The sequence below is a fragment of the Ketobacter sp. GenoA1 genome (assembly GCF_003671475.1).
GTDB lineage: Bacteria > Pseudomonadota > Gammaproteobacteria > Pseudomonadales > Ketobacteraceae > Ketobacter.
Genome location: NZ_RCHM01000045.1, coordinates 344148 through 356349 on the forward strand (window position 1 = coordinate 344148; position 12202 = coordinate 356349).

Annotated in this window: 9 protein-coding genes; 2 read left to right on the plus strand and 7 right to left on the minus strand. The window is 55.3% G+C overall.

The genetic code is table 11. The annotated features are described in order from the left end of the window. The first annotated feature begins 9 nt into the window (after positions 1 to 9). On the plus strand, positions 10 to 837 hold the full coding sequence (locus D9N13_RS22030) for a sulfite exporter TauE/SafE family protein (protein ID WP_290594130.1): 828 nt from the start codon (positions 10 to 12) through the stop codon (positions 835 to 837). Positions 838 to 855: 18 nt separating this feature from the next. On the opposite strand, the gene D9N13_RS22035 is transcribed toward D9N13_RS22030, so the two are convergent. Further along, positions 856 to 1863 carry an oxygenase MpaB family protein gene (locus D9N13_RS22035; RefSeq protein ID WP_290594131.1) on the minus strand — a complete coding sequence of 336 codons (1008 nt, stop codon included), beginning with the start codon at positions 1861 to 1863 and terminating at the stop codon, positions 856 to 858. 166 nt (positions 1864 to 2029) lie between these two features. Between D9N13_RS22035 and D9N13_RS22040 the strand changes: the two genes are divergently transcribed. Beyond that, a complete protein-coding gene (locus D9N13_RS22040) occupies positions 2030 to 5656 on the plus strand; it encodes a response regulator (RefSeq protein ID WP_290594132.1) in 3627 nt (1208 codons plus the stop codon). Positions 5657 to 5698: 42 nt separating this feature from the next. Here the strand turns inward: D9N13_RS22040 and D9N13_RS22045 are convergent, their stop codons facing one another. The 6 genes from D9N13_RS22045 to hfq all read right to left on the minus strand — a co-directional run bounded on the left by D9N13_RS22045 (position 5699) and on the right by hfq (position 12197). Beyond that, complete coding sequence (locus D9N13_RS22045) at positions 5699 to 7000, minus strand: adenylosuccinate synthase (protein ID WP_290594133.1); 1302 nt, start codon at positions 6998 to 7000, stop codon at positions 5699 to 5701. A gap of 25 nt (positions 7001 to 7025) precedes the next feature. After that, positions 7026 to 8210 (minus strand): ATP phosphoribosyltransferase regulatory subunit, encoded by a 1185-nt coding sequence (locus D9N13_RS22050; protein WP_290594134.1) that lies wholly within the window; start codon positions 8208 to 8210, stop codon positions 7026 to 7028. Positions 8211 to 8421: 211 nt separating this feature from the next. Continuing rightward, positions 8422 to 9288, minus strand: a complete 867-nt coding sequence (hflC, locus tag D9N13_RS22055) for a protease modulator HflC (protein WP_290594135.1) — start codon at positions 9286 to 9288, stop codon at positions 8422 to 8424. Then, positions 9288 to 10433: an FtsH protease activity modulator HflK gene (gene hflK / locus D9N13_RS22060; RefSeq protein ID WP_290594136.1), complete on the minus strand. Its 1146-nt coding sequence runs from the start codon at positions 10431 to 10433 to the stop codon at positions 9288 to 9290. The genes hflC and hflK overlap by 1 nt, the downstream gene beginning before the upstream one ends. 82 nt (positions 10434 to 10515) lie before the next feature. Continuing rightward, complete coding sequence (gene hflX / locus D9N13_RS22065) at positions 10516 to 11829, minus strand: ribosome rescue GTPase HflX (protein WP_290594137.1); 1314 nt, start codon at positions 11827 to 11829, stop codon at positions 10516 to 10518. Between the two features lie 101 nt (positions 11830 to 11930). Further along, entirely contained in the window at positions 11931 to 12197 is a 267-nt protein-coding gene (hfq, locus tag D9N13_RS22070; RefSeq protein ID WP_290594138.1) for an RNA chaperone Hfq, read from the minus strand. Positions 12198 to 12202 lie beyond the last annotated feature (5 nt).

The window sequence follows — 12202 nt, forward strand, 5'->3', positions numbered from 1 at the left end:
CCTGAACTGATGTTAGCGGCCTTTCTCGGCGCATTGGTAGGTTTGATTTTGGGCCTGACCGGTGCAGGCGGCTCCGTTATTGCCGTTCCGCTTCTGATCTGGGGTATGGGATGGACCCTGCCCCAGGCCGCTCCCACCGCATTACTGGCGGTCAGTGCCGCTGCCACTCTGGGTACCCTGAGTGCCTGGCCCCAGGGCATCGTACGTTACCGTGCGGCGTTGGTCATGAGTGGCGCCGGTCTGCTCACGGCTCCCCTTGGCCTGACAGCCGCTCATTGGCTGCCCCTGCCCATTCTCAGCAGCGGTTTTGCCCTGGTACTGCTGTATGTGAGTGTGCGCATGATCCTGCGGGCACGCACGGCACCGGAAGAATCCAAAATCGTACGTGCCGGCCTCAAGGGAGAGCAGGAGAATCCATCGGAACCGGTATGCAAGATGAACCCCGCTACCGGTCGCTTGCGCTGGACACGCCCCTGCGCCCTGGCCATCTCCAGCGGCGGACTAACCACCGGGTTTCTCTCCGGTCTGCTGGGTGTGGGTGGCGGGTTTGTGATTGTACCCATCCTCAGGGCCGTTTCCGACTTGTCGTTCCATTCTGCCGTGGCCACCTCATTGATGGCCATTGCCCTCACCAGCGCCGGCACTGTTGCCATCTCCATTACCAAGGGGCAACCACTGGATCTGATGATTGCAGCCCCTTTTGTGGGCGGCGCACTGGCGGGGATGTTATTGGGCCGCCTGACCGCCAGTAGACTGGCGGGACCAAAGCTTCAAACGGGCTTCGCCTGCCTGATGCTGATGATCGCCGCCGGCATGTTCTGGCAGGCACTGGCGTGAATCCAGACAAAAAAGCCGTCACGACACCAGCAGTGGCTGGCCATATAGAATGCGATTGCTGAAACGGGTAACCAGATCCGTGGATTCACCCCTGATCCGGTGGCTGGCTTCCAGGTAAGGTGGCATGAATTTGATGGCATCGGGTGACACAGCAAAAAATCCCCGGGCCAGTTTCACATCCCGATCAAATTGTTTCTGCAATGCAGGCGTTACCTGGGGAAAACCGAAATCAAGGCGCAGACGCTCGGGCAACAGCACGGCTGTGTGCATTTTGTGTCGGTTCAGCACCGGCTTGAGAAACGCCTTCATGGAAAAAATGTAATCCACCAACTGGCGGCCCACTTCACCAACGGCGAGTTCATCAGATTGGATAACCCCATGGTAGTAATCAAGAAAATCCTGCCAAGTGTCCGGCATGGCCGATTCGGGGATGCCGAATAAGAAGGCAAACAGTTTCGACTCCTGATAATACTGCTCTTTCTCCAGAGCAGTTAAGGGCTTGTGAAACAGTTCGTACACCCTGAGCCCGGTGATCCAAAGGGTGGCATGCACCCACAGCATCGCACCGATCTGATTGGCAAAATACGCGCTGCCTTTGCGGGTTTGCCCCGCACTTTCACTGGCTTGCCCGGTAATTTTGGCATGGATACTGTGCACCTTGATGGCAGCATCCAGAACCTGATCCAGGCTGCCAAACACCATGGTATGCACGTTCAGAAAGGTACGCCGCAGGCGGCCGAAGGGATCGGTTTGGGTTTGTGAATGCTGATCTATTGCCTGGGATACCCAGGGATGGGCCAGTTGCAGCAAATTGGCACAGCCTGCCCCCATCATCACCGACGTATATCTGTTAACCCGCCAGGACTGGGATTGGGGGCCATACAGCCCCACCTTCGGGTCCAGTACACGCTTGCTCATCTCCTCCAGCCGGCCGTGCAAATCCTCTTTGGTAATCGCTTTCTGCTTCAGTGACGATAGTTTATCTCTTTGTTTTTCATCTCTTTTTTTGGTTTCAGGTGATGTCATCAACGGTCCCCCTCTGTAAGTACAGACCTGATGATAAAACACCACCAGCCCGGCACATTGATACATATCATGATATTTGTATCAATGTGCCGAATTAGCCCCTTCCGTAGCCTGAACTATCCTTAACATTCACACAAACCCCACCCAAAGGACGGGTACAGGCGTCATGAAGATGGGCAAAACAGGCACCCTTAGCAGGCAACTGACAGGCTGGTTTCTGGTGGTGGGTCTTTTACCCTGGCTGGTGGTTGCGCTGATCAGCTATTTTCAAAGCCGGGAAAGCCTGCACCAGGCTGCCGAACAGAGCCTGGGCCAGAGCGCCGACGAAAAAATCCGCTTTATCAACAATTGGTTTGATTATCGCTGGATGGATTTGAGATTGCAGGCCAGTTCCGCAAAAAACCAGGCCTTACTGAATACACTGTCGGAGGCACTACGCCGCAGCGGTCTGCCGGTGGAGCTCTTCATCGAATCATCACAATGGCAAACCATAAACAAAGCTGCGCGGTCGGACCTGCGCGATATCCGCAACCATTACGACTATATCTACGATCTGTTTTTGATTGATCTCAACGGCAACATACTCTTTAGTGAAGCACAGCAAAGTGACCTGGGCAGCAACCTTTTTACCGGCCCTCTGCAACAATCGCGCTTTGCCGGTGCAGTGTCACAGTCGCTGGCCCAAGACCGAGCAATATTCTCGGACATCGAACGCTACCCACCATCAAACAACCTTTTGTGCGGTTTTTTAGTGGCCCCTCTACGCGATGATAATGGAGAAATACAAGGGGCGTTTGCCATGCAAATTCGCCTTGATCGGCTGTATGCCCTGTTGGCCCATGAAGAGCAAGATCAGGTGTATCACTATCTGGTGGGAACCGATGGCCTGTTACGGTCTCCCCTGGCGGGACATGAACCCGATGTGTTGCAAAAGCGAATCGCAACACCCACTTTTACCCAGTGGCAACAGATTGCAACATCAAGCACTACCCAGCAATACGTCAACCCGTTGCAGAAAGGCGTGCTGGGACAGCATAACAGTCTAACCATCGGCAACATCCAATGGGTCCTGATCAGTGAAATCGACCAGGCGGCAGCTTATTCCGCCAGTAATTGGCTGGCCAGGTTCAACCTGATGCTGCTGGTTATCAGCACAGTCATCATTACCACCGCATCACTTTACGTATCCAAGCGATTAACACGCCCTATCACCCGGCTCAGTGCAACTATGGAGGCCTTCGCCCGCAACGAACCGACCGAACCCGTGCAGGTAAAAGGCAAACATGAAATCAAAATCCTGGCCGACAGCGTCAACCGGATGATGGCAAGTCGTGAACGCTATGAAGGAAAATTGAGAATCAGCGAAACGGCTACCCGAGCAGCGCTGATCGAATTGAGCGAGCAGCAATCGGCTCTGTCTCATCATGCCATCATTGCCATAACCGACGTTGAAGGCACCATACTGTATGTGAATAAAAAATTTGAAGAGGTGAGCGGTTACCCGTCTGCAGAACTGGTGGGCAACAATCATCGAATTTTAAACTCGGGCTATCATCCCAAATCCTTCTTTCGAAATATGTACAAAACCATTTCCAGCGGTGCGGTCTGGCACGCTGAGATCTGCAATCGGGCCAAGAACGGGCAACTGTATTGGGTTGCGACCACCATTGCCCCCATCAAGAATCACACCGGCAAGATCGAGCGCTACATTGCCATGCGTACCGACATCACCCAACAAAAAGCGGTGCAACAGGAGTTACGGGAAGCCCGTGACGCAGCAGAGGGGGCGGCCCGGGCCAAGAGTGAATTTCTGGCCACCATGAGCCATGAAATCCGCACGCCCATGAACGGTGTACTGGGTATGCTGGGCCTGCTGCTGCGCACCAAACTCAATGCCGACCAGCAATACCAGGCCCGACTGGCCATGAACAGCGCGGAATCACTGTTGGTTATCATCAATGACATTCTGGATTTTTCCAAAATCGAAGCTGGCCGCCTGGATATCGAATACATCGATTTTGATCTCAGTGCCATGCTGGGGGATTTTGTCGAAACCGTAGCTCACAAAGCGCACGAGAAAGGCCTCCAACTAATATTGGATACCGTAGGCATCGAACACAGCATGGTAAGAGGCGACCCCGGCCGTATACGACAGATCCTGTCCAACCTGGTGAGTAACGCCATCAAGTTCACTGCAGAAGGTGAAATCGTCATTTGCGCGATGCTGAACACCACCGACGATTACCGTTACCAGTTCGAGTGCTCAGTCAGCGATACCGGGATGGGGATCCCCAAGGACCGTACCCAGCATATATTCGATTCCTTCACTCAGGTGGACGCTTCCACCACCCGACGCTTTGGCGGCACGGGTTTGGGCCTGGCCATCGTCAAACAGCTCTGCCAATTGATGCAAGGTGATATTCAGGTCTCCAGTGAAGAGGGAAAAGGCAGCTGCTTTCGCTTTTATCTGCCATTGCAACCCAGCCGTTTGTCCCGCGCCACTGTACCCAGCGCCAACATCGAAAACGTTCCTTTACTGGTGGTGGATGAAAACGGTACCAACCGCGAAGTTCTGCGCCGGCAGCTTGAACTCTGGGGTGCCCGGGTTGACCTGGCCGACAACGCCGCGCGGGCCTTGCACATGATGAACGCCAAACTGGAGAACCCGGATGCACCGCATTATGCCGTGGTGTTTATGGATAGGCTGTTGCCGGATATGGGCGGCAACCAACTGGGGCAGGCCATACGCGAAAACCCGAACTTCGCATCAACCAAAATGATCATGATGACCGCCATCGGCAACCGGGGTGATGCAGCCAAATTCGCCGCCATCGGGTTCGATGGTTACTTTACCAAGCCCATGACGTTATCGGATCTGCAGGACGCCCTGGCAGTCTTGCTGGAAGATGGCGATGCCCTGGCCAAAGCATCGCCCCTGGTCACTCATCACTATCTGAAAAGCCTGGCCGGCAATACCTCGCCGATGCCAGGCCATTGGCCAGAGCCATGTCGCTTATTGGTTGTGGAGGACAACAGTATTAATCAAACCGTGGTACAGGGCATGTTGGAGGAGATTGGCCTGCATTGCGACATGGCCGACCACGGTAAGAAGGCCCTGGCGCTGATCCGGAATTCAGACCCCAAATATCCCTACAATCTGGTGTTGATGGATTGCCAGATGCCGGTGCTGGATGGCTACAGCACAAGCCGGGCCATTCGACAGGGACTGGCCGGGGATAAACACCAGACCATCCCGATTATTGCCATGACCGCCAACGCCATGGCCGGTGACCGGGAAAAATGCCTGGAAGCCGGTATGAATGATTATCTGTCCAAACCCATCAACATCGATGAACTGTTCGAAAAACTGAGCCTCTGGCTAACGGACCGGGTGCCACAGCCGTTGCCTGATCTGACCGGCGATGATGGGGTGCCGTGGGATCAGGCGGATGCGTTAAAACGAGTACGCAACAAACCTGAGCGCTTGCAAACGTTGATAACCATGTTCATCACCAGTAGCACCACGTTGCTGGATGAACTCAGGCAAGCCCTTGTGGACGGCGACATCGCTGCGGGAATACACGCCGTGCACACCTTGAAAGGCGTTGCAGCCAATCTCAGCGCACTGCACCTGACGGGGGCGGCAGAAAAACTGGAGGCCGCATTACGGGCGGGAGCAACCGAAAACCTGATGCCGCTGATGGAAGACATCCTTCAACAGCATCAAACCATTGAGGAGCTATTTACAGAATATTTGCACCACCACCCCGAGCAGCGCTATGGCAGCCCATAAAAAAAGCCTCACAGAAGAGGCTTTTTTTATGGGTGATTCACATTACTCGCCGTTAAAGGGATTGCGTAGAATCATGGTTTCATTACGATCCGGGCCCGTTGAAATAATATCAATGGGGGCGCCCACCGCCTCTTCCAGCTTTTTCACGTAGGCAACGGCATTGGCCGGTAAATCTTCCATACACTTGGCGCCAAAGGTGGAATCTTTCCAGCCGGCGATTTCTTCATAGATCGGCTCGATGCCATCATAGTCAGCCGCATCCACCGGGAACGCATCTATTCGATTGCCCTTCTCATCCTGGTAGCCGATACAGATGCGGATCACATCCAAACCATCCAATACATCCAGCTTAGTCAGGCACAAACCGGTTACCGAATTGATCTGCATGGCCCGGCGCAGCGCAACCGCGTCAAACCAGCCACAACGCCGGGTACGGCCGGTGGTGGTACCAAACTCATGGCCCTTTTCCCGCAGGTGATCACCCACTTCGTCAAACAATTCCGTGGGGAACGGGCCGGAACCAACGCGAGTGGTATAGGCTTTGGTAATGCCCATCACGTAGTCCAGAAACAATGGGCCAAAGCCGGAGCCCGTTGCCGTACCACCGGCACTGGTATTGGATGAAGTAACAAATGGATAAGTGCCGTGGTCAATGTCCAGCAGGGTGCCCTGGGCCCCTTCAAACAGAATGTTGTCACCCGCCAGGCGGTGCTGGTGCAGTATTTCGGTGACATCGGCCACCATAGGCTTCAGTTGCTCGCCCATTTCCAGGGTTTCGTCCAGCAGTTTCTGAAAATCCAGTGTATCCACCTTGTAGTAATGCTTCAGGGTGAAATTATGATAATCCAGCACTTCACCCAACTTGGAAGCAAAACGTTCACGATGAAACACATCGCCCAGACGCAGCCCACGGCGCGCCACTTTGTCTTCGTAGGCAGGGCCGATACCACGGCCGGTGGTGCCAATTGCCGCTTTGCCCCGCGCTGCTTCCCGAGCCTTATCCAGGGCGACATGGTAGGGCAGAATCAAGGGGCACGCCGGGCTCAGGCGCAAGCGCTCACGCACCGGTACGCCACGCTCCTCGAGCATGGCCATCTCTCTCAGCAGAGCATCCGGCGCCAACACCACGCCGTTACCGATCAGACATTTCACGTTATCACGCAGAATACCTGAAGGAATCAGATGCAACGCTGTTTTAACACCATCAATCACCAGTGTGTGGCCCGCGTTGTGGCCACCCTGAAACCGCACCACGCAGGCGACTCGATCGGTTAACAGATCGACGATTTTACCCTTGCCTTCATCACCCCACTGGGTGCCCAGAATAACGACACTCTTGCCCATTGCGTTTGTCTCTACCAAGAACAGATTAAGAACCGGAAACTGCTTCTGTAACCCAGCCGGATTGCGACCGGGTCAACTGCTGATCACACCCCATTGAACGAGGTGTTTGCTCTGCATCAAGCGCCTGAATCACCACTTTACCAGCGGCCCTCAGTTGTTGAATCGCCTCCTGCAGCCCTTCGGCATCAGTATGAGGCGCAAAAATTCGAGTAAAGGATACGGATTGTGTCACGCGCTGTGCCAGTGCCGCCAGATCGGTACTGAATCCGGTGGCAGGCCGCGCCCGACCAAACACTTCACCAATATGGTCGTAACGGCCGCCATTGGCAATAGCCTGTCCCATTCCGGGAATGTAGGCACTGAATACGGGGCCGGTGTGGTAATGATAACCCCGCAATTCACCCAGATCGAAATAAAGGGTGATGTTCGGATAGCGGGTCTGCAGTTGCGCCGCAATCTGCTGCAGGTCCGCCAATGCGGCCTGCACCGCTGCCGGTGCCTTGGCCAGGCGCGCCGTTGCGGTTTCGAGTACGCTGATGTCTCCGGCCAGTGATGCCAGAGCCCGCAACATATCCCGCAGTTCTCCATCGGCCACCTGCGCCGCCAGAAATGCCTCCAGTTCAGGCACGGCCTTGCGCTGGTATATCTCAAACAACTGCCATTCCAGATCGGCCCCCAATCCTGCTTCGGCAGCCAGAGCCCGGTATATAGCCACGTGCCCCAGATCCAGATGGATATCGGCACAGCCACCACGCAGCAGGGTCTGCAGCATCAGGCTGATCACTTCCACGTCGCTGGCGATCCCACCGTGGCCATAGATCTCAGCGCCAATCTGAATGATGCTGCGGCTGGCGGCCAGGCTTTCCGGCTTGGCATGAAGGACATGGCCGGCGTAACACAAGCGGGTGACCCCCTCACGCTGCAAGGTGTGGGCGTCAATACGCGCCACCTGGGTGGTCATATCGGCCCGCACACCCATAAGGCGACCGGTTAACTGATCGGTAAGCTTGAACGTCTGCAGGGCCAGATCATTACCGGCTCCTGTAAGCAGAGATTCCAGATACTCAACCAATGGCGGAAACACCTGCTCATAGCCCCAGCTTCTGTACAGATCCAACAAGTCCCGACGCAACTGTTCCAGTTTCGCCGCCTGTGGGGGCAGGATTTCATCAATCCCATCGGGGAGCAACCATCGATCTGCTGTGGCCATAGCGTGTTCGCCGTCTTCCTCTTTCAATGACTTTATTACGTACTGCAAGCCGTTTCGGGCTGATCCAGATACGGCTTGTAGTGCCGTCATTGGGCACTGAGTTCAGGTGCTGAAGCCTGATTTCGCCCACAAAAAAACCGGGGGGTTACCCCGGTTTCCTTATGATAACACGCAACCTGCGGCCGAGTTAAACCTTTCAGCCGCTTTTTGCCTATTGCTGCTTCATATGCTCAAAGAACTCGCTGTCCGGCTTCACCAGGATCAGGTCCTCTTTGCTGCTGAAGACATCCCGATAGGCATCCATACTGCGATAAAAGCCATAAAAATCAGGATCTTTCTGATAGGCGTTGGCGTAGATTGCCGCGGCTTCCGCATCCCCGGCACCCTTCAACTCTTCGGCCTGGCGATAAGCGCCGGCCAGAATCTCAGTGCGCTCACGATCAGCTGCTGCGCGGATCCCTTCGGCCAGCTCATTACCACGGGCCCGGTGACTGCGGGCTTCTCGCTCCCGCTCGGCACGCATTCGATCGTAAACCGAGCCACTGACACTGGACGGCAGTTCGATGCGCTTGACACGAATTTCCACCACATCAATCCCCAGTGCCTCCTTCGATTTACTGTCTATGGAGTCGGTCAGAACTTCCACCAGTTCTTCACGTTCCCCGGCCACCACCTCATACACCGTGCGCTCGCCGAATTGATTACGCAGCCCTTCATTCACCCGCGGCCCCAACAACAGTCGTACCCGGCCTTCCTGGCCGCCACCGGTGGCAATATAAAACTGCTTGACATCGTTGATCCGCCACATAACGTAGGAATCCACGATCAGGCGCTTTTTTTCCTGCGTCAGGTATTCTTCCTGACGCATTTCCAGCACCCGGATCCGGCCATCGAACAGACGTGGTTCATGTACAAAGGGAAACTTGAACTGAAGGCCGGGTTGTAGATCTTCTTTCACTACCTCACCAAACTTCAGCAGAACGCCCCGCTCACTTTCTTTCACGGTAAAGATGGCACTGCTCACAACCAAAGCCAGTAGCGCCAGAAATAACAGTACCGACATGCTCTTGTTATTCATTAGCGATTCTCCCATCGGCTTTCGCGGGATTGACGAATACGCTCCAGACCGCGCACCGTATCAGAGGTTTTCTGGGTGGTGGTTTTGCTCTGCTGGGAGGTATTGGCCTCGGTCACCACGGAGCGTTCGTCATGCCGCCCCTGCATCAGCTTATCCAGTGGCAGGTACATCAGGTTGTTGCCACCTTCAACATCCACCAATATCTTCGAGGTATTGCTCAATACGTTTTCCATGGTATCGATGTACATCCGGCGACGGGTCACTTCCGGCGCCATCTTGTACTCGACGTAGAGCCGCTCGAAGCGATTGGCCTGACCCTTGGCCCGTTCGACGATCTCCGCCTTGTAGGCGTTGGCTTCTTCGATCATACGCTGGGCCTCACCACGGGCCTCTGGAACAATCTGGTTGGCGTACGCTTCCGCCTCGTTTTTGACCCGCTCTTCGTCTTCCTTCGCTTTGATCACATCGTCAAAGGCGGCCTTAACGTCCTTGGGGGGATGGGCATCCTCAATGTTGAGTTTGTCCACCATCAACCCGGTTTTGTATCGATCAAGATAATCCTGCAGGCGCTGGTGTACTTCCACCGCAATGGCTTCACGACCATCGGTCAGAACGCGGTCCATTTCACTGCCCCCAACCACATGGCGCAAGGCCGATTCCACCGAATTACGCAAGGTATCGATGGGGGAGCTGGATTCCAGGAAGAAGTTGCGCGAGTCCGTGACCACGTACTGCACCTGCAGATCGATATCTACGATGTTCTGGTCTTCGGTCAGCATGGTGGCCCGTACCGGCATGGTTTCACGCTGGTTGACATCCACCTTCATGATGGAGTCGATGCCCCAGGGATTCCAGTGCAAACCGGCACTCTCGGTGGAGTGGTATTTGCCGAAGCGCAGCACCAGGGCCTCTTCAGCCTGCTCGACCCGATACAAACCGGCCACAAACCAGACTGCCAGAATCACCCCCAGAACCAACGCCAACAACCCGAAACCGCCGCTGTCGTTGCCTCCGCCACCGCCCAGCATGCCGCCGAAACGGTCCTGCAGCTTTTTGATTACATCGTCCAGATCCGGTTGTCCGCGACCATCTCGGCCACGCCAGGGATCCTGATTACGCCCGCCGCCGGGCTCGTTCCAAGCCATATATTGCTCCGCTATTATTCAGTGCTCGGGAAATGTTATTGCATCTCAAAACGTTATAACAGGCTTATTATTCCGAATAGGGTCAATTTCGCAACCCTGACTCACTTTCTTCCAGAGTTTGCCTGTCCAGATTGAAACGTTTCACCATCTGCTCCCAGGATTTCTGGGGCATCCGGATCGTCAACAGTGTGTTGCCGTTTTCATCGGCTGATTCGTCTTGTACGGCCTTCAAACCATAACAATGTGCACGCACCGCAGACAACCGGGGCGGCAGCCGCAACACCCCTTCCACCATGCGCTTGCCCAGGCGTTCGTTCAATACCTGGCGCAGAAGATCCAGCCCCTGGCCGGTGCGGGCAGAGAGCCAGACGGCTACCGCCACCCCTTCATCGTTGCGGTCAATGCGTGGTGGAAAGTCGCCCATCAGGTCAATTTTGTTGTAGACCATCAGAAACGGCACCTTGTCTGCCTCGATCTCCTGCAGCACTTCATTTACCTGAAAAATATTGTCCTCACGCTCCTGTGAGCAGGCATCCACCACATGCAGCAAAAATTCCGATTCGCGGCTTTGCTCCAAGGTGGCGCGGAAGGCTTCCACCAGCTTGTGAGGAAGGTGTCGGATGAATCCCACCGTATCCGCCAGGATCACCGCCCCCAGATCGGGTACGTCAATACGGCGCAAGGTGGGATCCAGAGTGGCAAACAGCTGATCCGCCGCATACACATCAGACGCGGTGAGATTATTGAACAGGGTGGACTTGCCGGCGTTGGTGTAGCCCACCAGTGACACCGTCGGCACCTCGGCCCGGCGCCGGGCCCGGCGCCCCTGATCCCGCTGCTTGCGCACTTTCTGCAGGCGCTGCTGGATATATTTGACCCGGGCCCGCAGCAGGCGGCGGTCGGTCTCAAGCTGGGTTTCACCGGGGCCACGTAAACCGATGCCCCCTTTCTGGCGTTCCAGGTGAGTCCAGCCCCGAACCAGACGGGTGGACAGGTGATCCAGCTGCGCCAGTTCCACCTGCAACTTACCTTCGTGGGTGCGGGCACGCTGGGCAAAGATATCAAGAATGAGACCGGTTCGATCCAGCACCCGGCATTTCAGCTCCCGTTCCAGATTGCGTTCCTGGGACGGGTTCAAGGCATGATTGAAGATCACCAGATCCGCCTCAAACTCAGCTACCAGCCCCGCCAGCTCCTCCACCTTGCCCTTGCCAATAAAAAAGCGGGGGTTGGGAGCCGGACGCGAGCCGGTCAATACGCCAAGGCGCTGGGCGCCGGCGGAATCCACCAGCATTTCAAACTCCTGCAGGTCCTCACAATCGGTTTCCTGCGGAAATTCAATGTGCACGAGTACGGCCCGCTCCCCACTCTGGGGACGGTCAAAGAGTGATTCCATCTACCGGTAATCTTTCCACAATTCAAAAGTGGCAGGCATAAACACACCTTACCTGCCGCACCGGTAATTTGTCACGGGCTGCGCTGGCAGATCGAAATTGATCAGTGATCTGTGTTGCCGCTGTTCTCAGGTCCTGGCGCACGCTCACCACCGCCATGGGCACGTGGGTTTCGGGCAGGTACAACGGTTGAAATGGCGTGCTTGTATACCATCTGGTTTACAGTGTTGCGCAACAAAACTACGTATTGGTCGAAAGATTCAATCTGGCCTTGCAACTTGATGCCATTGACCAAAAAAATGGAAACCGGAATTCGTTCTTTGCGCAGTGCGTTCAAAAAAGGGTCTTGTAAAGAGTGCCCTTTAGACATAAGTG

What these genes read in the sequence shown, in the direction of transcription:
- D9N13_RS22030 (WP_290594130.1), top strand. Translation starts at nt 10, where the DNA reads ATGTTAGCGGCCTTTCTCGGCGCATTGGTAGGTTTGATTTTGGGCCTG.
- D9N13_RS22035 (WP_290594131.1), bottom strand. Translation starts at nt 1,863, where the DNA reads ATGACATCACCTGAAACCAAAAAAAGAGATGAAAAACAAAGAGATAAA.
- D9N13_RS22040 (WP_290594132.1), top strand. Translation starts at nt 2,030, where the DNA reads ATGAAGATGGGCAAAACAGGCACCCTTAGCAGGCAACTGACAGGCTGG.
- hflK (WP_290594136.1), bottom strand. Translation starts at nt 10,433, where the DNA reads ATGGCTTGGAACGAGCCCGGCGGCGGGCGTAATCAGGATCCCTGGCGT.
- hfq (WP_290594138.1), bottom strand. Translation starts at nt 12,197, where the DNA reads ATGTCTAAAGGGCACTCTTTACAAGACCCTTTTTTGAACGCACTGCGC.
- D9N13_RS22045 (WP_290594133.1), bottom strand. Translation starts at nt 7,000, where the DNA reads ATGGGCAAGAGTGTCGTTATTCTGGGCACCCAGTGGGGTGATGAAGGC.
- D9N13_RS22050 (WP_290594134.1), bottom strand. Translation starts at nt 8,210, where the DNA reads ATGGCCACAGCAGATCGATGGTTGCTCCCCGATGGGATTGATGAAATC.
- hflC (WP_290594135.1), bottom strand. Translation starts at nt 9,288, where the DNA reads ATGAATAACAAGAGCATGTCGGTACTGTTATTTCTGGCGCTACTGGCT.
- hflX (WP_290594137.1), bottom strand. Translation starts at nt 11,829, where the DNA reads ATGGAATCACTCTTTGACCGTCCCCAGAGTGGGGAGCGGGCCGTACTC.